Raw genomic sequence first — 19,310 nt, forward strand, 5'->3', positions numbered from 1 at the left:
TTACCGACCGCAAACCGTGCGGGCGGGCCGCGACCCGCCGGGCCGCCGGATCCGGGCGGCGTCAGCGGGTTCCGGACCGCTCCCCCGCGCCGAGGCGCTCGACGATGCGGACCAGGTCCCGCCAGGCCCGGGAGGTGTCGGGGCCGCCCTCGTGGGGCGCGCGGAACCAGTCGACGAACTCGACCACGTCCCGCAGGTCCCAGCGCAGCCGGTACAGGTCCATCAGGGCGCGGTCGGGTTCGTGCCCGCTGGCCCGGGCGTAGCGGTCCAGTTCGGCGGGGTCGTCGGTGACCAGCCACAGGTCGCGCTCGGGGGCGGCCAGACCGACGGTGTCCCAGTCCACCAGGAGCGGGCGGTCGCCGTGCCACAGCAGGTTGCCGGGGTGGGGCTCGCCGTGGGTGAGGACCGTCGGCGCGCCCTCCAGAGCGGCCGCGCCCCGGTCGGACTCGGCCAGGCGCTCGCGCAGCACCGGGGCGTGCTCGGCGAGCAGGTCGGCGGTGGGAGCGGCGTGGGGCCCCGCGTCGCCGACGGCGGCGGGGCGGTCCAGCAGCGCGGCGAGCCGGTCCTGGCCGGGGAGGCGGGTCTCGACGGCGGGCGCGTCGCCCGGTGCGCTGCGGTGCAGCTGGGCGAGGGTGTCCAGCAGCCGGGCCCGCCGGTCGGCGGCCAACTCCTGGCCGAAGTCGCCGGACTCGCCCTCCACGCGGGGGAAGACGCTGAGCGCGTACCCGTCGCCGACCGGGACGACGGTGTCCCCGCCCGGGGTGCGCAGGGGCGCGACGACGAACCCGAGCCCCTCGTCGTCGTGCAGCCGGGCCGCGGTGTCCATGGCCCGGGTCAGGCGCCGCCGCACGGCGGCCGGGTCCGGGCCGAGGAAGGACTTGTGGGCGAGGTCGGCCACGGTGGTGAACCAGCGGCGGCCCGCGGTGTCGGTGACGCTCCAGTGGTGGTCGCCGTAGCCCAGGGGGACGTGGTCGATCGCGGTCGCGTGGACGCCCCACGCCGCCAGCGCGTCGTGCAGGCGTGGTTCCAGGTTCGTCAGCCGTTCGCGCATGCGGCGAAACTACCAGCCGGTCCGCGCCGCGGCCGGGAACCTCCTCCCCCGGGGCGCCCGCGTGGCTTCGCGGGCGCCCCCGGGGCGGGTCAGTCCACCGTGGTGCGGTGCAGGGACAGGTCCCGGGTCTCGCGGACCAGGGTGAGCACCACCAGGAGGCTGAGCGCGGCGACTCCGACGAGGTAGAACGCCGGGGTCAGGGCGCTGCCGGAGGCGGCGACCAGCCAGGTGGCCACGAACGGGGCCGTCCCGCCGAAGAGCACGTAGGCGGTGGTGTAGCCGACCGCCGACCCGCTGGCGCGCAGGTGGGCCGGGAACATCTCGACCATCATCGGCACGTTGGAGGTGCCGATCACCGCCACGAGCGCGGCCAGCGCCGAGGTGCCCAGCACGGCCCCGGCCAGCCCGGTGCCCATGAGCTGGAACGCGGGGTAGGTCAGCAGCACGAACCCGGCGCAGGCGGTCATCAGCATGGGGCGGCGCCCGAACCGGTCGCTGGCCCTGGCCATGAGCGGGCACATCAGCGTGTAGGCCAGCATCGCGACCACGCTGGTCGTCAGCGCCTGGGTCTTGGTGTAGTCCAGCGACTCCGACATGTAGCTGATCATGTACGAGCTCATGAAGTAGTAGCCGACGGCGTTGGTGATGCTGTAGCCGAAGAGCGTGAACATCTGGCGGCCGGAGACGCGGAAGGCCTCGCGCAGCGGGCTGCGGGTGGTGTTGTCCTCCCGGGCCATCTCACGGAAGACGGGGGTGTCGTCGAGCCGGGAGCGCAGGTACAGGCCGATCGCGCCCAGCGGCCCGGCGATCAGGAACGGCACCCGCCAACCCCACGACATCAGGGCCTCCTCGCTGAGGGTGCCGGTGAGCAGCACGCCCACGCCCGAGCCGACGACGGCGGCCACGCCCACGGTGATGGGGACGGCGCTGGCGTAGCGGGCGCGGCGGCCCTCGGGGGCGTACTCCATGATGAAGGAGGAGGCGCCGGTGTACTCTCCGCCGGTGGAGAATCCCTGGACGGCGCGCATGAGCAGGAGCAGCAGGGGCGCGGCCAGGCCGATCGCGGCGTAGGTGGGCAGCAGGCCGATGGCGAGGGTGGCGCCGCTCATGCACAGCACGCTCAGCGCCAGGGCGCGGTTGCGGCCGATGCGGTCGCCGTAGTGGCCGAAGAACAGGGCGCCCAGGGGGCGGGCGATGAACCCCGCGGCGAAGATCGCCCAGGTCGCCAGCAGCGCGGCGGCGGGGTCGTAGTTGGGGAAGAACAGCACCGCGATGGTCGCCGACATGACGGCGTAGGCGCCGGAGTCGAACCACTCCACGAAGTTGCCGATGGCGGTGGCGACGGTGACGCGGCGGCGGACGCGGCCGATGTCCTCCGCCGGGATCGCGGGGGCTTTGGGGTCGTTGAGCACCGTACCCGAACTCCTCTTTCTCACTGGTCCGGGCCTGGCCCGGATTCGATGGTAGGGGGGACAAGAGAGGGGGCGGCCCGCCGGGGTGGCCGGGCGCGGCCGGGTGCGGCGGCGGCCACCGCCGCCGCACGGATCTCAGGCCGTGTCGCGTCGGCGCAGCTGCGCGCGCTGGACCTTGCCGGTGGCGGAGCGGGGCAGGCGCTCCTCGAAGGCGATCAGGCGCGGGTAGGCGAAGCGGGAGTAGTGCTCGCGGGCGAAGGCGCGGATCCGGTCGGCGAGCTCCTCGCTGGGCTCGTGTCCGTCGGCGAGTTCGATCCAGGCCTTGACCACCTGTCCGCGCAGCGGGTCGGGCAGGCCCACGACTCCGGCGTCGGCGACGGCCGGGTGCTCGCGCAGGGCCGCCTCGACCTCGTAGGGTCCGACCCGGTAGCCGGAGGTCTTGATGACGTCGTCGGTGCGGCCCAGGACCCAGAAGTAGCCGTCGGCGTCGCGGACGGCCTGGTCCTTGGTGCGGTACCAGGCGCCGCCGAAGGTCTCGGCGGAGGCCTCGGGCCGGTTCCAGTAGCCCAGCGGGAACTGCGGGTTGCTGCGGGCGCGCAGGCAGATCTCGCCGGGTTCCCCGTCGGGGACCCCGCGGTCCCGGGCGTCCAGCAGGGCGACGTCCCAGCCGGGCAGCGGGCGGCCCACCGAGCCGGGCTTGACCGGGATTCCGGGCATGTTCCCGAGCAGGGGGTAGGACTCGGTGGACCCGTAGTAGTCCAACGGGGTGACGCCGAACTGCTCCCGGAACCAGGCGATGAGGTCGGCGGTCAGCGGCTCGTTGGAGCAGCACACCACGCGCAGGGACTGGGGGTGGCGGCGTCCGGCGTCGGGCGCCTCGGCGCGGAGTTTGCGCAGCAGGGTGGGGTTGACCAGGGCGGTGGTGACCCCGTTGCGCGCCATCGCGGCGAGCAGCCCCTCGGGGTCGAAGCCCGCGCGGGGGCGGTAGACCAGGTGGGTGGCCCCGGCGCGCAGCGGGCCCATGAGCTTGGCCATGGACCAGGCCCAGTCACCCGCCCCGTAGAACACGTCGCCGGGGCGCAGGTCGTGGCAGTAGCGGAACTCGTTGTGGCCCAGCAGGGTGCGGTGGGCGTGCACGATGCCCTTGGCCGCGCCGGTGGTCCCGGAGGTGTAGAAGATGAGCGCGGGGTCGTCGGCGGCGGTGTCGGCGGCCTCGTGGCGGGGCTCGCGGGCGGCCACGGCCGGGTCGTCCACGCTGACGACGCGGACGTCGGCGTCGAGCCCGTGGGAGGCGCGGGCGGCGCGGACGGCTCCCGCGGCGCGCTCCAGGGCGGCGTCCTCGGTGATCAGGACGGTACTGCCGGAGTCGGCGACCCGGTAGGCGATGGGGTCGTCGGCCCACAGCGGGGACATGGTGACCAGGACGGCGCCGGTGCGCAGCACGCCCAGGTAGGTGGCGGGGGTGTCGGGGCGCTGGGGCAGCAGCACCGCGACGCGGTCGCCCTCGCGCACGCCCAAGGCGTGCAGGTGGGCGGCGACGCGGGCCGCCCGGTCGCGGACGCGGTCCCAGGTGACCTCGTCGCGGTGCCCGGTGTGGTCCTCGAAGACGAGGGCGACCCGGTCCCCGGGGTGGTGGTCGGCGACGTCGACGGCCATGTTGTACCGCTCGGGCACCTGCCAGCGCTGCTCGGAGCGCAGTCGGCGGTAGAGGCGCTCCCCCTCGGCGAGCGCGTCCGGGCCGGGGGTCTGGGAGGCGGCGGCCTCGGTTCCGGTGGTGGTCATCGGGTGGTTCCCCTGTTCCTGCTGTGGCTTGGCGGTGGAGCGGAGGTTCAGCGGCGCTTGGCCAGGAACCGCTCCATCTCGCGCTGGGGCTCGCCGCTGGCGTAGGCCCGGGTGTGGACTTCCTTGGCGGCGGCGACGGCGTCGGTGAGGGCCGCGTCGTCGATCTCGCGCAGGCGGGCCTTGGTGAGCGCGACGGCGCCGGGGGGCAGGGAGGCCAGGGAGGCGGCGAGGTCGAGGGCAGCGGGGAGCACGTCCCCGCGTTCGGGGACGAGGCGGGTGAGCAGGCCCAGGCGGTGCGCCTCGGAGCCGTCGACCAGGTCGCCGGTGAGGGTGAACTCGATGGTGCGGGCCTTGCCGAGGATGTCCCACATGGCCCAGATGCCGGTGACGCTGGGGATGCCGGAGCGGACCTCGGGCTGGCCCATGCGGACGCCGGGGTGGCCCACGCGCAGGTCGGACAGGAGGGCGAACTGGAAGCCCGACCCGGCGGCGACGCCGTTGACGGCGGCCACGGTGGGCTTGTCGATGCCGCGCAGGGCCCGGTAGAGGACGTCGAACTCGTCGATCCAGGCCTCGGCGGCGGCGTGGTCCGCGGGGTCGATGGCCCGGGTCTCGGAGAGGTCCTGACCGGCGCAGAAGGCGTCTCCGGTACCGGTGAGGACGACGGCGCGGCAATCGGGGTCGCCCCCGGCCTCGGTGAAGAGCTCGACGATGCGGGCCCGCATGGCGGTGGTCCAGGCGTTGAGCTTGGCGGGGCGGTTGAGGGTGATGACGGTCGTGTGGCCCTCGGTGAGGGGTTCGCGGTGCGCCAAGACGAGTTCGTCGGACACGTGGATCCTTTCACATGTTCACAAGCAAGGGTGGTCGGCGTGCACCGTCGTGTTCGCCGGGGTGCCGGGGACGAGGGGCCGCCGCGTCGTGGGCGGGGGAGGAAGCCGGCTCGTCCTTTCCGGTGAACGCCATGAGAACAGTCCGTCGGCTCCGGCGTCCAACACCAGTTGCGACCTCACGCGATATCGCATTGGTATGGCCGGTAGGGTCGCCGCATGGAACTGCGCCACCTGCGCTACTTCACGGTGCTGGCCGAGGAGCTGCACTTCGGCCGGGCCGCCGCCCGCCTGCACATGGCCCAGCCCCCGCTGTCCCAGCGCATCCGCGACCTGGAACGGGAGCTGGGGGTCCGGCTGTTCGACCGGGGGCGCAACCAGGTGCGGCTGACCGAGGCCGGGGCGCTGCTGCTGGAGCACGCGCGGCCGGTGCTGGAGAGCGCCGAGTCCGCCCGCGAGGCCATGCGGCGCATCCGCCCGGGGCGGAGCGGGATACTGCGCGCCGGGATCCCGCCGGACACCATGGCGGTCACGCTGCGCACGCTGACCGCCGAACTGGCCCGCCTGGCGCCCGACGTCCTGGTGGACCTGCACGAACTGACCACGGACGAGCAGTTGGCCGCGCTGCGCGAGGGCGAACTGGACGCGGGGATGGTGCGCCACCCCTCCGACACCACCGGGCTGGAGTCGGGCCCGGTGGCCAGCCGCAGGCTGGGGGTGCTGCTGCCCGCCGAACACAGTCTGGCGGCGGGCGGGCCGGTGCGGCTGCGCGACCTCAACGGGATGCCGCTGGTGGTCTTCCCGCGCGCGATGGCGCCGATGCTCTACGACCAGATCATGTCGGCGTGCAGGTCGGAGGGGTTTCGGCCGGGCGCGATCCGGCACGCGCGCAACCCGCACTTCGTCGACGGGCTGGTGCTGGCCGGGCGGGGCGTGCACCTCAACGAGCGCCCGCTGGGCGGACTGCCCGAGGGACTGGTGTGGTCACCCCTGGAGGGCGGCCCGCTGGCGTGGCGCACGTCGGTGGTGTGGCCGCCCCGCCGCAGGCACGCGAGCGTGGCGGTTTTCGTGGCGGCGGCCACGGCGGGCCTGGAGGCGGCGGGGCACGTCATCCAGCCCGGGACCGGCACCGCCGAGGAGTGAGCACGGGGCGCTGTACGCTCTTCCTTCCCCCTTCCGGACCCGAGCGCGAGGGAGGACCCCATGAACCGGACCGCACGGACCGGGCCGGAGGCGGCGAGCCTGGCCGAGGTCGTGGACGGCGTGTACGCCTGGGTGCAGCCGGACGGCACCTGGTGGGTCAACAACGCGGGAGCCGTCGCCGGGGACGACGGGCTCCTGGTGGTGGACACCTGCGCGACCGAGGCACGCACCCGCGCGTTCCTCGGCGCCCTGGCGCGCGCCACCGGCGGCGCGCCGATCCGGTGGGCGGTCAACACCCACCACCACGGCGACCACACCCACGGCAACAGCCTGCTGCCCGAGTCCGCCGTGCTCATCGGGCAGGCGGCCATGCGCGAGGCGCTCGCGCTCGACCCGATCATAGACGCCTGCCCGCCGTTCTGGTCTCCACCGCCGGACTGGGGGGACGTCACCCGGCGCCTGCCGTCGATCGTGTTCGAGCGGGAGCTGACCGTCCACACCGGCGGGCGGCGCGTGGAGCTGCGCCACCCCGGCCACACGGCGCACACACCCGGCGACGTGGTGGCCTGGCTGCCCGAGGAGCGGGTGCTGTTCACCGGCGACCTGGTCTTCCACGGGCTGACCCCGCTGGTGTTCACGGGTTCGCTGGAGGGCGCGCTGCGCTCGCTGGAGTGGCTGCACGCGTTCGGGCCCGAGCACGTGGTCCCCGGGCACGGCCCGCCGCTGGGCGCCGCCGACCTGGACGCGGTCCTGGGCGACCACGAGCGCTACTACAGGTTCGTGCTGAAGACCGCCGGGGAGGGTGTCGCCCGGGGGCTCACCCCGCTGGAGAACGCCGGGGCCTGCGACCTGGGCGGGTTCCGCGACTGGGACGACGCCGAGCGCATCGTGCTCAACCTGCACCGCGCCCACGCCGACCTCACCGGTACCGACATGGACCCGGTGGCGGCGCTGTCCGACGCCGTCGAGTGGAACGGGGGTCTGATGCCCACCGGCCTCTGAGCGCTCCCGGCCGGTCACCGGGCCCCGCACCGATCCCGCGAATTGGTGAAATCACCGTAAACGTGTGCCAAGTCGACGTCGCTCCACCAACGCACGCACCCTCGGATGTTTCGCTTGCCGTGACAGGGCATCACCGTGAGCGACGAGGGGGAACGCCATGGCGGAGGCGACCGGGGAGGACGCGCGCGCACGGCGGCGCGGCCCCCGCAGCAACTGGGTGCCACTGGGCGTGGCCGCGGCGGCGATCGCGCTGCTGGTGGTGGCCTGGCCGCTGGCCAACGCGCTCCTGCCGGGCTCGGAGTCCGTCCCCTCAGGCGAACCGGTGCCCGTGGGGTCCGCGGGCGGCTACCGGGCCTCCCTCACCTTCCCCCAGGAGGGCTGGCACCTCAACACCGGCTCCAGCCAGGCCGGGCAGATCTACCGCTTCACACGGGGGCCCGTGGAGCTGACGCTCAGTTCGGTCACCCCCGTGACCTCGCCGCCGCCCAGCCTGGAGGAGCTGTGGGCGGGCCTGCGGCGGATCGTGCGCGCCGGTGAGGCGACGGCGAGGCTGGGTGACCCCGAGGCCATCTCCACCCGGGGCGGCGTCGAGGGGCTCGCCGGGGCCCTGGAGAGCCGCGAGGGGCCGGGCTCTGTGGTGGTCTACCCCTCCCCCGACGGACAGCTGGCCGTGGAGATGACCCTGGCCGGGCGCGAGGCCACCCCGGCCGACCTCAGCGCAGTCGCCGACGTCGTGCGCTCGGTCTCCTTCACCCGGGAGGGCTCGTGAACTCCGAACCCGAGAACCGTCCGGCCGCGACCGACCGGGGCTCCGTGCCCTCGCCGCGCCGCGCCCGTCAGGAGGACTCCGAGCCCCGGCACGCGTGGAAACGGCCGACCGGGGGCGGGCGCGCCCGCGGACAGCGGCTGCCCGCGCTGGCCGCGCTCGTCCTGATCGGGGTGCTGTGCGCGGTGGGCCTGGGCTACCTGGCGGTGCGGTTCACCGGGCTGGTGCGCGTCTTCTTCTCCGAGGCGGCGCTGGCGGTGTTCCTGGGACTGGTGACGCTGGCCTTCGGGTTCTGGGTGCTGCGCCGCATCCGTCCGGTGCGCGACCCCGCAGTGGACGCCTCCGCGGCCGCGGTGGCCTGGGGTCTGACCGCCGCGACGGCGGGCGGGGTCGTGGCCAACGCGGGCCTGGGCTCCATCTGGTCCAAGAGCCTGGGGCTGCCCTTCTCCGAGGTCTGGGGGGCGGCCATGACCGCCCCGCTCAACGAGGAGGTGCTCAAGCTCGCCGGGATCGTGCTGGTGGCGGTGGCCTTTCCCGCCTCGGTGCGCGGCCCGGTGGACGGGTTCGTGATCGGGTCCCTGGTGGGTCTGGGCTTCGAGGTGACGGAGAACTTCGTCTACTCGATGAACGCGATCGTCCAGGCGGGCGGTACCGGCGGGCTGGTACCGGTGGTGCAGACGACCGTGGTGCGGCTGGTCCTGACCGGGCTGGGCTCGCACTGGGCGATGTCGGCGGTCGCGGGCACCGCCGTGGGCCTGCTGGCGGCGGTGGCCTGGCGGCCCGGCAGGCGCAGGGCCGTGGCCGCGCTCCTGCTGGTGGTCCTGGCGATGGCGCTGCACTGGCTGTTGGACTCGCCGCTGTTCGACGGGTTCGGCGGCGTCGTGTTCAAGGTCGCGGTGGTCTTCCTGACCACGATGGCCGTGTACTTCACCGTCCGGCACGCCCACCGGCGCCGGGTGCGCGCGACGCTGGCCTCCGAGGGCGGGGCGCTGGGCATGCGGCGGTCGGCGGCGGTGGCCCTGGCCAACCGGCGCGGACGCGCAGGAGAGCTGCGCCACGTAGCGGAACCGGAGCGGCCCGCCGTGGAACGGCGCCAGGAGCAGATGCTGGCGATCGCCGAGGACCGGGCGGTGCGCCGGACGCCGTGACCGGCGGGCACGGGCCGACCGGGCGGCGGACGGACCGGGTAGCGGGCGGGACGTGGGGCGCGAGAGGCACCGGCCGCAGCGCGCGAACGCCCGGGTGGGCGGAAGCGAAAATTTTCATCGGCCGTTACCTGGGCATAACGTGCCCCATGGGTGAGCGAGCACGGAGGGGCACGAGGACGACACCGCCGAGGACGGGGCGGGGGCGCACGCGCGACCCCAGCCTCACGCCGCGGGCGATGGCGGCGGCGCTGGCCGAGTACGGCAGGGCGGGTTGGGCCGCGTTCACCCTGGACGCGGTGGCCCGCCGGGCGGGGGTGGGCAAGGCCGCCCTGTACCGGCGCTGGCCGACCAAGGAACGCCTGCTCGCCGACGCCATCGAGCAGCACACCCGGCCGCCCGCCGCGGCCGACACCGGCAGCCTGCGCGGCGACACCCGCGCGCTGGCCTCCGCCCTGCTCGGCCACTTCCTGGCCCCGTCGGGCTGGGTCACCCTGCGCGTGGCCGTGGACGCCACCACGGGGATGGAGACCTTCGTGGGCCTCCAGGAACGGCTGGTGCGCGTGCACCGCGACGGGATGGGGGACATGGTGCGCAGGGCCGTCGAACGCGGCGAGCTGGCGCCGGGCACCGACACCGCGCCCTTCAGCGAGGCGCTGTACGGGACGGTCCTGGTGCACGCGCTGACCATGGGCCCCGGCCAGCGCGAACGCGCCCGCGAGCACGTGGACGAGCACGCGTTCCCGCTGGCCGACTTCGTGCTGGCCCCGCTGGTGGACGCGGCCGGGGCCGGAGCGCCCTCCGGGAGCGGCGCGGGGTCGGCCGACAGCGGGAAACACCGGTGACCGAGCGGCCGCGCCCCGGCACGGCGGTCAGCCCCGCGGGCGCAGCCAGCGCTGGAGCAGGGTGCCCTCGGACTCGATGAGCACACCGGGCACGAGCGGGGCGTCGGCCGCCGTGCCGACCGCGACGCGCTGCTGGGCTCCCCCGGCCATCAGCGGGACGACCGTCAGGCACATCTCGTCCAGCAGACCGGCCGCGGCCACGTCGGCCAGCAGCCGGGGCCCACCCTCGCACAGGATGCGGGGCAGGCCGCGCCGTGCCAGGGCCCCGACCGCCGCGCGCAGGTCCACGCGCTCGCGCCCGCACACCAGCACGCGGTCCTCGCCCAGGACGAGGCGCGCCCGGTCCAGGGCCTCGTTCCCAGCAGCCGCGCAGGTCACCAGCAGCACTCCGCCGCCGTCCCCGGTCGGCTCGGCCAGCAGCGGCGGAACCCGTCCGCTGCCGCTGACCACGGCGATCTCGGCCCGGTCGGCGCGGCCCTCGGCGACGGCGCGGTCCGCCCGGTCGCCGGTGCGCGGGCCCGTCCTGCGGTAGCCCGCCTCGCGCGCGGTTCCGGCGCCGACCAGGACCACGTCGGCCAGGTCGCGCAGGAGCGTGAACACCACCAGGTCGGCGGGGGTGTTGAGGGCTTCGGTGCGGCCGTCGTTCCCGGCCGCCGCCCCGTCCAGGCTGGCCACCATGTTGGCGCGCAGCCAGGGCCGGTCGGGGTAGGCGTAGAGCCGTTCCAGGGCGGAGGCGTCCAGGGCGTCGCCCGGAGAGGCGGCGCCGGGGGCGGCGTCGTTCATCAGCAGTCGCACGGCCACACCGCCACGAAGTACATGACCCCGAACGGGTCGTCGGCGTAGAGCACGCGCGGCCGCGCCGGTTCGCCGCCGCGGCCGTCGTCGGCGGCGGCGTCGGCGGTGAGCGCGTGCGCCATGACCTGGAGCGCGGCCCGGCCCTGCGCCATCAGCTCGGCGGCCGGGGCCGGGTCCAGCCGGGCGAGTCCCCGCCAGTCGCCCTCGGACAGGCAGCGGCGGACCTCCTCGTCGAAGGCGTAGGCGCGTTCGTCCGGCCGCACGAGGGCCCTGTCGCCGCGCCGGGCGCTGCCGTCGCCCAGGACGAGCAGGCCGATCCGTCCGGTGCGGGCGGCGATCCGCCGCCCCGACTCCTCCACCTCGGCGGCGGAGGCGTCCCAGGCGATGGTGAGCATCTCCACGCGCCCCCGGTAGCCGACGGTGTCGAGCAGGCGTCGGGCCACTCCCAGGCTGGGCGGCAGCGTCCGCTCACGGGGCACCCGCTCCCCCGTTCCGCCGAACTCGCGGACCGGCGCGAGCGCCTCGGTGCGCTCCGCCGAGACGTCGTGCCCGCCGACGACGACGAGGACGTCCGGTTCGGCCGCGGCCAGGGCCTCCACCGCCGAAGCGCACTCCTTGCGCAGTTCGGCGAGCGGGTCCAGGCCGCCGCCGAGCTCGCGCAGGAGCAGCGGCGGGTGCGGACAGACGGCGGTCGCGACGATCACGCTTTCTCCTCCCTCACACCAGTCCCCGAACGGCCCGCGCGGGGGGACGGACCCCGCGGATGCTGGCGACCATGTCCAGCGTCTGCCGCGTCTGGGCCACCTCGTGCACGCGGTAGACCTGCGCCCCGTGCCAGGCGCACACGGCGGTCGCGGCGAGCGTGCCGGTCAGGCGCTCGCCGACGGGCAGGTCCAGGGTCTCGCCGACGAAGTTCTTGTTCGACAGCGACACCAGGACCGGCCGGCCGGTGGCGGTCATCTCGTCCAGGCGCCGGGTCAGCTCCAGCGAGTGCCAGGTGTTCTTGCCGAAGTCGTGCGCGGGGTCGATGATCACCGACGCCGGGTGCACGCCGAGGGAGACCGCGCGCTCGGCCAGGGCGACCGTGTCCTCGACGGCCGAGCGCACCACGTCCTCGTAGCGCGCGCGGTGCGGCGGGGTGCGCGGGGCCGTGCCGCCGGTGTGGGTGCACACCAGGGCGGCGTCGAACTCGGCGGCGACCTCGGCCAGCTCCGGGTCGTACCCGCCCCAGGCGTCGTTTAGCAGGTCCGCGCCCGCCTCGCACACCGCACGGCCCACGGACGCGCGCCAGGTGTCCACGCTGATCACCAGCTGGGGGAACTCGGCGCGGACGGCGGCCACGAAGTCGACCACGCGGCGCTTCTCCTCGTCGGCGCCGACCGGTCGGCCGTAGCCCGCGGTGACGCCGCCGATGTCCACGATGTCGGCGCCCTCGGCCACGACCCTGCGCACGCGTTCGAAGGCGGCGCCGTCGTCCCAGGTGGCACCGCTGTCGTAGAAGGAGTCGGGGGTGCGGTTGACGATCGCCATGACCAGCGTCGTGTCCGCGTCGTACTCCCGACCGCGCAGTCTCAGCACCGGCCGCTCAATTCTCTCTGTCTCCCTGTCGGCGTCGGACCGGCCGCTCGACCGGCGGGGCGAGGGCGGCGGTCGCCGGTGTCCGCACCGGCCCTCTCGCACGGAACCTCCCCCAGCGGCCAACACTAGGGCACGTCCGCCCGAGGGGGTCCGGCGACGCGTCCTTGCCCGCGCGCAGGGGCCCGGGTGCACACGCGGTTCTCCGCACGCGTGTCCCCGGGTGTGGCCCTTCACGACCACGGGCGGGTCGGCGCGCGGCCCCGGGTACGCAGCAGGGGTACAGGGTCGCGGCGCGACTCAGGGCTCTTGGAGCACACGGGCAACAGCTCCGGTCGGCCCCTCAGCCGGTGCCCGGTGTCCGCCGGGGACGCGGGCCGGACCGGCTCCGGCGCTGCGGGGACGACGGGTTTCCACCCTTCTCTGACACTCGATTACATGTTACCTTTGCCATGATGTCAGATTTCAGTAGTCCGCGGATCCCTGCCGACCTCGTGAGCGCGGCGGTCCGCGCCTCGGAGAACCTAGGAAGGGACGTGGCCGACGTGCCCCTGATCGCCATCGCGGAGGAGGCGGGGATCTCCCGCAGCACCCTCCTGCGCCGCGTGGGGGGTTCGCGCCGGTCGCTGGACGAGGCGGTAGGCGCCTCGGGCGTGGACCCGGGCGGGCAGCGCCCCGTACGGGAACGCGCGGTCGAGGCGGCGGGCGGCCTCATCAGCGGGCAGGGGCTGGCCGCGGCGACCCTGGAAGCGGTCGCCGCCTCCGCCGGATGCTCCGTGCACAGCCTCTACGCGACCTTCGGCGGACGGGACGAGCTGCTGCGCGCGGTCTTCGAGCGCTACGGCCCGATCCTGGACCTGGAGGCGGTACTCAGCGAACCGGCGGGGGACCTGGCCGACCGGGTCCGGGCGATCTACCGCCTGATGGGCGACGTCTTCAGCCGCGAACCCCGGGTGCTGCCCGCCATACTCGCCGACGTGTTCGCCCGCCCCGAGGGCCCCGCCTCCGACCTGCTCATCCGGCTCTTCCTGCCGCGCATGCTCGCCGGACTGGGCGGGTGGCTGGCCGACGAGGTGGCCGCGGGCCGCGTCCGCGACCTGCCGGTACCCCTGCTGGCCCAGCAGATGCTCGCCCCGATCGCCGTGCACTGCATGCTGCGCCCGGCGCTGGACAAGGTGGAGGAGATCGCGTTCCCCCCGATCGAGGACGTCGGCGCGGTGCTGGCCGAGTCCTTCCTGCGCGCCGTCGCGACCGATCCGAACGTCGCCGACACGTCACCGGAATCGCCATGAGTGAGCGGAGTCGCCATGAGTGAACGAACGAGCGAGCGTACGACCTGCGTGGTCGTCGGCGGCGGCCCCGCCGGAATGGTGCTGGGCCTGCTGCTGGCCAGGGCCGGCGTCGAGGTCACCGTGCTGGAGAAGCACGCCGACTTCCTGCGGGACTTCCGCGGGGACACCGTGCACCCCTCCACCCTGGAGCTGCTGGAGGAACTGGGCCTGTACGAGCGGTTCGCCCGGTTGCCGCACAGCAGGCTGGACGAGGTGGCCTTCCCGCTGGGCGGGGGCCGCACCGTGACGATCGCCGACTTCCGCAGGCTGCGTGGGCTCGCCCACCCCTACATCGCGATGGTCCCGCAGTGGGACTTCCTCAACCTCATCGCCGAGGCGGGAGGCGAGGAGGCGGCCTTCACCCTGCGGATGGACACCGAGGTGACGGGGCTGCTGCACGAGTCCGGCCGGGTGGCGGGCGTGCGCTACCGGGACCTCGACGGCGGCGGGGAGATCCGCGCCGACCTGACGGTGGCCTGCGACGGGCGGTGGTCGCTGGCCCGCCGCGAGACGGGCCTGGTGTCCCGGGAGTTCCCGGTGGGGATCGACGCGTGGTGGTTCCGCCTGCCACGCGGGGCGGGGGACCTCGCGACCCTGACCCCGCGTGCGGCCCCGGGCAGGTTCGCCGTGGTCATTCCGCGCGAGGGCTACCTCCAGATCGCCTACATCGGGCCCAAGGGAGCCGACCGCGAGCTGCGCGCACGCGGGATCGGGGCCTTCCGGCGCGACCTCGCCGAACTCATGCCGGAGCTGGCCGACCGGGTGGGGGCTCTGCGATCCATGGACGAGGTCAAGCACCTGGACGTGCGGATCAACCGGCTGCGCCGCTGGCACGTGGAGGGCCTGCTGTGCATCGGCGACGCGGCCCACGCGATGTCCCCCCTCGGGGGCGTGGGGATCAACCTCGCCGTGCAGGACGCCGTGGCCGCCGCGACGCTGCTGGCCCGGCCGCTGAAGGGGCGCTCGCTCGCCTCCAGCGACCTGGCCGCAGTGCGCAGGCGGCGGATCGTGCCGACGGTCGCGGTCCAGACGCTCCAGCGCCTCATGCACAGAGGGCTGGCCGAACCGATCGTCAGGGGTGAGCGGCAGGGCCCGCCCAAGCCCGTGCTGGCGGCCCTGGACCGCGCGCCCTGGCTGTCGTTCGTGCCCGCCTACCTCATCGGCAAGGGCCTTCGCCCCGAACACATACCCGGTTTCGCCCGCCGCGGCCCCGCACTCACGGCCCGGTAGGAGTGGTGTGCCTCCGCCGCCGCAGGTCGGGACCCCGGTGCCACACCGGCAACGGTTCCGGCCGGTCCATCAGCGGGCCAGGGGCACGACCGGGTCGGTGGCGTCAGGAGATGTCGGGGACGCGCTCGCCGACCGGGACCGGCCCCGGAGCGGTCCCCGCGCCGAAGGGGCTGCCGCCGAGCTCCTCGCGGTGGTGCTGGGTGAGCCAGCCGCGCGGATCGGGCCCGGCGGCGACGATCCGCGTGGGGTTGATCCCCGTGTGGACCCAGTAGTAGTGGATCCGGACGTGGTCGAGGTTCGTGGTGTCGCCGAACCCCGGCGTCTGGAACAGGTCGCGGGCGTAGGCCCACAGCGCCGGGTACTCCGACAGCTTGCGTATGTTGCACTTGAAGTGGCCGTGGTAGGCCGCGTCGAAGCGCACCAGGGTCGGGAAGAGCTTGACGTCGGCCTCGGTGATCGAGTCCCCGACCAGGTAGCGCCGGCCGGAGAGGCGCTCCTCCAGCGCGTCGAGCCTGGCGAAGACGGCGGCGACCGCGGCGTCGTAGCGCCTCTGGTCGGGGGCGAACCCGGCCCGGTACACGCCGTTGTTGAGGTCGGTGTAGACCTCCCGGGACAGGGCGTCGATCTCGTCGCGCAGCGCGGACGGGTACAGGTCCGGGGCGCCGTCCCTGACCAGGCCGCCCCACTCGGTGTCCATGTCCCGGACCAGCTGGTCGAAGTCGTTGGTCACCAGGTGGCCGCTCTGCACGTCGACCAGACCGGGGACGCTGACCCCGCCGTCGTAGGAGGGGTCGCGCGCCAGGTAGGCCTCGCGCAGGGCGTGGATGCCCAGGACGGGGTCCCTGTCGCCGGGGCTGCCGGTCGCCTCGGTGAACACCCAGTGCGGGTCGCCCTCGATGATCTCCTGGCGGGGGTCGGTGACCGCCAGGGAGACGGCCTGTTCCAGGCCCATGAGCCTGCGGGTGATCACGACCCGGTGCGCCCAGGGGCAGGCGCGGCTGACGACCAGGCGGTAGCGGCCGGGCTCGGCGCGGCGGCCGAAGCGGCCGTCGGCGGTGACCCGGTCGGCGAAGGCCGCCGGGGCGCGGGTGATCTCCTCGGTGGGCGTCTGGTTGGCCCTCATCTGCGACCCCCTCGTCACGCTGGCGGGGCGCGGCCGGAGCCGCGCACACTGTCCGTGCAGTGTACGGAGTCGGCTCCGGCGGGCGCGCCACGACACCTGGGGGCGAGCAGCGGTTCAGGAGTTGTCTTTGGGGCGCCAGCTCCTTCCGCGCCCCGCCTTCTTGGGCTTGCGAACCAGGGGACGGGACGACTGGGCCTCGTCCGCTTCCCCGGTCCCGGCGTCCGCCACGGAGTGCTCGGCGACGGCTCCGGCGGGGGCGGTGGCCTTCCCGCGCTCGGCCCTGGCGCGCCGCTCCAGGCGTTCCCCGCGGCCGGCGGGAGCCTCGGTACGGCCCGCGGGGGTCGCGGCCACGCTCTGGGCGCGGGCCCGGTCGGGGCGTGCGGACTGCTCCGGGAGCTCGGGCCTCCCGGCCGGAGCCGTCGGGACCACCGGAGCGGACGACGTCCCGCTGGACTGCGGGAGGCGGGAGCGCACGGCGCGCTTGGCGGCCTTTCGGACGGGCCCGGACTCCTCTTCCTCGGGGATCCGTTCCTGCTCGGAGGGCGTCGTGCGCCTGTCCTGGGAGGGGCGCTCCGCGCGGGCGGGAGAGGAGACCACCGACGGAACCGTGCCCGTGCTCGAACGACCGGGAAGCGGCCTCGGGGGCGCGGATTCGGGCTGTTCGGAGGTGGAGGGCCCGATGGGAGGCCTTGAGGCCACGGGCTTCCCCTGAGCCGTGAACTGCGCGGGCGCGCACCCCGGAGGCGGGGACGACGCGGACGCGGTCTCCCCGGCTGCGGTCCCCTCGGGTGCGCGCTGTTCCCTGACGGCGGACGGCGCGGGGGCGGACAGCTCGGCGGAGGGCCGTTCGGACGCGGACGCCACGGGGGCGCCCTCCTCCCGGGCGGACCGCGACGGCGCACGCTGTTCGGGCGCGGTCCCCCCGGCGGCGGCGGCCTTCTCCGGAACGGGTTCGGAGGCGGCGGGCCGCGCGGACCCGGACGGTTCCGACGCGGTCTCCCGGGACACCTGTTCCTCGGCGTCGAGCTGTTCGAACGCGGACGGCCGGGGCTCGGCCTCCTCGGCCTCGGACGGCTCGGGGACGGAGCGGTCCGCTCCGGTGCCCGCGCGTTCCGCGTCCGTCCGAGCGGTGGCCGCGCGCTCGGACTCGGAAGGCTCGGACGCCTCCTTGCGGGGCTCCGCCGGCTCGGGCACGGACGGCGCGGTGTCGGCCGGCTCGGCCTCGGACTGGGCGGTGTCGGCCTTCCAGGCCGCGCGCGCGTCGGTCTCCCAGAAGTCGGTGTTCCAGACGTCGGCGTCCCAGAAGCCCTCCTCCGAGGAGTCGGCCGCCTTGGCCTTCCTGATCCCCTTGGCCCTCTTCGGCTTCGCGGCCGTCTCGGCCTTCTCCTGCTCCTTCTCCTCGCTCACAGCCGCATCGACCGCATCGACCGACTCGGTCGGCTCAGCCGTCTCCACCGGTTCGTTCGTCTCCACCGTCTCAACGGCGGTCTGCTCCCCCAGGGCACCGAGGAAGGGCTCGGCGAAGGTACCGGCCTCCTCCACCGCGGCGTCCGAGACGGTCTCCGCGGCGGTCTCCGGACTCGGCGCCCCGTCGACGGTCTCCTCCAGGGCGGGCGAGGAGTGTCGGTAGGCGCGGACGGCGTCCATGACCTCCTCGGCGGTAGCGCCGGGCCATGAGCAGTGGAAGACCGGGTTGAGCGGAGGACTGGTCTCGGTGATGAGGCCGTCCTCCTCGATGACGCAGCTGCCGCCGAGCGGCCAGCGGCCGAGGACCACGGCCGTGATGCCCTGCTGCTGCCCGTGCAGCAGCAGACCCGACAGAGCGGTCTCGTGCTCGGAGGTGGGCGAGGTCACCAGGGCCAGGGGCGTGTGCGGACGCTCCCCCGGCTCCTCGACGATCTGGTGCAGCTCGCGCTGGAGGACCGCCAGGGCCTCCTCCGTCGTGCCGACCATCCGCACGGGCTCGCAGGGGTGTGCGCGCAGCAGGTCGCGGCCCCGGTCGCCGACCAGGCGGACGGCCTCGGCCTCGGTGAGCAGCACGCGCACGGCGTCGTCGTCGAGGCGGTCCAGAGCGTTGACGATGAGGCGCCGGGCGGCCCCCGCCGCGCCCGGCCCGGTGATACCGAGGCCGGGCACGTGGTCGAGTTCCACCGTCACCCGCTCGTCGATGTCGTCCCCGGGGGTGGGCCGGGGCGGCGGGGCGGTCAGGGCCAGGCGGCGGGGCGCCCTCGGCAACAGGCGGGGCAGGCTCAGGCTGACGCGGGGCATGCGGACGCCGCGCTTGCCCAGCAGGTATCCCCCGGCCAGACCCGCGAAGGCCACCGCTCCGGTGACGGCGCCGTCGGGAATCTCCACGACCAGGACGTTCTCGCCGTCCTCGGCCGCCTCGGCGGCAGCCGCCTCCACGGGGTCGTCCTCCTCGACGGCGGCAGCGGTCTCCCCGGCGCCGGGGTCCGGCGTCTCGGCGGCCATCACACGCGACTGGAGGGAGGTCGGCTGCGGGACGACGGTGTAGGCGACCTCGGCCCTGCGCTGGGCGGCGGCGCCGCCCTCGCGGGGCTGCTCGGAGCCGACGCCCTCCACCTCCATCTCCGGGGCTTCCTCTCCCAGGACCTCGTCGAGGTGATCGGCGACCGCCTGGGCCCGGCGCTCGGACAGCTCCTGGTTGAGCTGGGCGTTCCCGCTGGGGTCGGTGTGACCGGTGATGCGCACGGGCGTCTCGGTGTCACCGTAGGAGTCGATCATGTCCGCGACCGGCGCGAGGTCGTCGCGCATCTGCTCGGTGAGTTCAGCAGAGCCGACGCCGAAGCCGGAGACGGTGCGCACCCGCTCGACGGGCTGCGCGGACGGGGCCTCCTCGGGGTTGGAGGCCGCGTCGGCGTCCTGCTCACCGTCCGCCTCGCGGTCCTCCTGCGCGGTGACGGTGTCGGCGAACGCGGCGGCCGGGGCGACCGCCACGGTTCCCACGGCGGCCGCCGCCACCACCTGGAGCGGCCCGAGGGGGCGCAGCCTGCGGGGCATGCCGCGCAGGCGGGCGAAGGTCTCCACGACCAGTCCTGCCGCGTACAGAGCCCACAGGGCCCACAGCACGGTGATGAGCAGGGCGGTGAACACACCCGGTGGCAGACGCCAGCCGCGCAGGTGGGCCGCGGCCACGGCCCAGGAGTCCGGCAGCTGCGGCCAGGGCAGATGCCACAGGAGCAGGTAGGGGATGCCGAGCAGGATCGCCGCTGCGAGCAGGAGGGCGCTCAGCCGTCGGATCTGGGTCATGTCCGCCTCACTG

16 protein-coding genes are annotated in these 19,310 nt (G+C 74.8%); 7 read left to right on the forward strand and 9 right to left on the reverse strand.

Annotated elements, in window-relative coordinates; all coding sequences use genetic code 11:
- Positions 1-61: 61 nt before the first annotated feature.
- The 4 genes from KGD83_RS19365 to KGD83_RS19380 all read right to left on the reverse strand — a co-directional run bounded on the left by KGD83_RS19365 (position 62) and on the right by KGD83_RS19380 (position 5,075).
- The gene (locus KGD83_RS19365; RefSeq protein ID WP_212640527.1) at positions 62-1,051 is read right to left on the reverse strand and encodes a phosphotransferase; all 990 of its coding nucleotides are present in this window, start codon (positions 1,049-1,051) and stop codon (positions 62-64) included.
- An 89-nt stretch (positions 1,052-1,140) separates the two neighbouring features.
- Entirely contained in the window at positions 1,141-2,463 is a 1,323-nt protein-coding gene (locus KGD83_RS19370) for an MFS transporter (protein WP_212640528.1), read from the reverse strand.
- Between the two features lie 135 nt (positions 2,464-2,598).
- Positions 2,599-4,245, reverse strand: coding sequence for an acyl-CoA synthetase (locus KGD83_RS19375; protein WP_212640529.1), 1,647 nt, complete (start codon positions 4,243-4,245; stop codon positions 2,599-2,601).
- 47 nt (positions 4,246-4,292) lie between these two features.
- Positions 4,293-5,075: an enoyl-CoA hydratase/isomerase family protein gene (locus tag KGD83_RS19380; protein WP_212640530.1), complete on the reverse strand. Its 783-nt coding sequence runs from the start codon at positions 5,073-5,075 to the stop codon at positions 4,293-4,295.
- A gap of 216 nt (positions 5,076-5,291) precedes the next feature.
- Here KGD83_RS19380 and KGD83_RS19385 point away from each other — a divergent pair, with 216 nt between their 5' ends.
- The 5 genes from KGD83_RS19385 to KGD83_RS19405 all read left to right on the forward strand — a co-directional run bounded on the left by KGD83_RS19385 (position 5,292) and on the right by KGD83_RS19405 (position 9,973).
- The gene (locus KGD83_RS19385) at positions 5,292-6,215 is read left to right on the forward strand and encodes a LysR family transcriptional regulator (RefSeq protein WP_212640531.1); all 924 of its coding nucleotides are present in this window, start codon (positions 5,292-5,294) and stop codon (positions 6,213-6,215) included.
- A 60-nt stretch (positions 6,216-6,275) separates the two neighbouring features.
- Positions 6,276-7,217: an MBL fold metallo-hydrolase gene (locus KGD83_RS19390; RefSeq protein ID WP_212640532.1), complete on the forward strand. Its 942-nt coding sequence runs from the start codon at positions 6,276-6,278 to the stop codon at positions 7,215-7,217.
- Positions 7,218-7,374: 157 nt separating this feature from the next.
- On the forward strand, positions 7,375-7,986 hold the full coding sequence (locus KGD83_RS19395) for a hypothetical protein (RefSeq protein WP_212640533.1): 612 nt from the start codon (positions 7,375-7,377) through the stop codon (positions 7,984-7,986).
- Entirely contained in the window at positions 7,983-9,131 is a 1,149-nt protein-coding gene (locus KGD83_RS19400; RefSeq protein WP_212640534.1) for a PrsW family intramembrane metalloprotease, read from the forward strand. The genes KGD83_RS19395 and KGD83_RS19400 overlap by 4 nt, the downstream gene beginning before the upstream one ends.
- A 146-nt stretch (positions 9,132-9,277) precedes the next feature.
- Positions 9,278-9,973 (forward strand): TetR/AcrR family transcriptional regulator, encoded by a 696-nt coding sequence (locus KGD83_RS19405; protein ID WP_249351953.1) that lies wholly within the window; start codon positions 9,278-9,280, stop codon positions 9,971-9,973.
- Positions 9,974-10,000: 27 nt separating this feature from the next.
- On the opposite strand, the gene KGD83_RS19410 is transcribed toward KGD83_RS19405, so the two are convergent.
- From KGD83_RS19410 to folP, 3 genes are read right to left on the reverse strand one after another with little or no spacing between them, the layout of a single operon-like run.
- Positions 10,001-10,774, reverse strand: coding sequence for a pyrimidine reductase family protein (locus tag KGD83_RS19410; RefSeq protein WP_212640535.1), 774 nt, complete (start codon positions 10,772-10,774; stop codon positions 10,001-10,003).
- A complete protein-coding gene (locus tag KGD83_RS19415; RefSeq protein WP_212640536.1) occupies positions 10,756-11,472 on the reverse strand; it encodes a class III extradiol ring-cleavage dioxygenase family protein in 717 nt (238 codons plus the stop codon). Before KGD83_RS19415 ends, KGD83_RS19410 begins: the two co-directional genes overlap by 19 nt.
- A gap of 13 nt (positions 11,473-11,485) precedes the next feature.
- A complete protein-coding gene (gene folP, locus KGD83_RS19420; RefSeq protein WP_212640537.1) occupies positions 11,486-12,346 on the reverse strand; it encodes a dihydropteroate synthase in 861 nt (286 codons plus the stop codon).
- Positions 12,347-12,795: 449 nt separating this feature from the next.
- On the opposite strand from folP, the gene KGD83_RS19425 reads away from it, so the two are divergent.
- A complete protein-coding gene (locus KGD83_RS19425) occupies positions 12,796-13,635 on the forward strand; it encodes a TetR/AcrR family transcriptional regulator (RefSeq protein WP_212640538.1) in 840 nt (279 codons plus the stop codon).
- 15 nt (positions 13,636-13,650) lie between these two features.
- Positions 13,651-14,904, forward strand: coding sequence for an FAD-dependent oxidoreductase (locus KGD83_RS19430; RefSeq protein WP_212640539.1), 1,254 nt, complete (start codon positions 13,651-13,653; stop codon positions 14,902-14,904).
- 103 nt (positions 14,905-15,007) lie between these two features.
- Here KGD83_RS19430 and KGD83_RS19435 read toward each other — a convergent pair whose 3' ends face one another.
- Complete coding sequence (locus KGD83_RS19435; protein ID WP_212640540.1) at positions 15,008-16,027, reverse strand: glutathione S-transferase family protein; 1,020 nt, start codon at positions 16,025-16,027, stop codon at positions 15,008-15,010.
- A gap of 114 nt (positions 16,028-16,141) precedes the next feature.
- Positions 16,142-19,297 carry an OmpA family protein gene (locus KGD83_RS19440; RefSeq protein ID WP_212640541.1) on the reverse strand — a complete coding sequence of 1,052 codons (3,156 nt, stop codon included), beginning with the start codon at positions 19,295-19,297 and terminating at the stop codon, positions 16,142-16,144.
- Positions 19,298-19,310: the final 13 nt, after the last annotated feature.

Origin of the sequence: Nocardiopsis akebiae (assembly GCF_018316795.1) — a bacterium.
Taxonomy (GTDB): domain Bacteria; phylum Actinomycetota; class Actinomycetes; order Streptosporangiales; family Streptosporangiaceae; genus Nocardiopsis; species Nocardiopsis dassonvillei.

Excerpts from the sequence above, each read along its gene's own strand:
- KGD83_RS19365 (WP_212640527.1), bottom strand. The coding sequence starts at position 1,051 with ATGCGCGAACGGCTGACGAACCTGGAACCACGCCTGCACGACGCGCTG.
- KGD83_RS19405 (WP_249351953.1), top strand. The coding sequence starts at position 9,278 with ATGGGTGAGCGAGCACGGAGGGGCACGAGGACGACACCGCCGAGGACG.
- KGD83_RS19375 (WP_212640529.1), bottom strand. The coding sequence starts at position 4,245 with ATGACCACCACCGGAACCGAGGCCGCCGCCTCCCAGACCCCCGGCCCG.
- KGD83_RS19430 (WP_212640539.1), top strand. The coding sequence starts at position 13,651 with ATGAGTGAACGAACGAGCGAGCGTACGACCTGCGTGGTCGTCGGCGGC.
- KGD83_RS19425 (WP_212640538.1), top strand. The coding sequence starts at position 12,796 with ATGATGTCAGATTTCAGTAGTCCGCGGATCCCTGCCGACCTCGTGAGC.
- KGD83_RS19435 (WP_212640540.1), bottom strand. The coding sequence starts at position 16,027 with ATGAGGGCCAACCAGACGCCCACCGAGGAGATCACCCGCGCCCCGGCG.
- KGD83_RS19395 (WP_212640533.1), top strand. The coding sequence starts at position 7,375 with ATGGCGGAGGCGACCGGGGAGGACGCGCGCGCACGGCGGCGCGGCCCC.
- KGD83_RS19440 (WP_212640541.1), bottom strand. The coding sequence starts at position 19,297 with ATGACCCAGATCCGACGGCTGAGCGCCCTCCTGCTCGCAGCGGCGATC.
- KGD83_RS19390 (WP_212640532.1), top strand. The coding sequence starts at position 6,276 with ATGAACCGGACCGCACGGACCGGGCCGGAGGCGGCGAGCCTGGCCGAG.
- KGD83_RS19385 (WP_212640531.1), top strand. The coding sequence starts at position 5,292 with ATGGAACTGCGCCACCTGCGCTACTTCACGGTGCTGGCCGAGGAGCTG.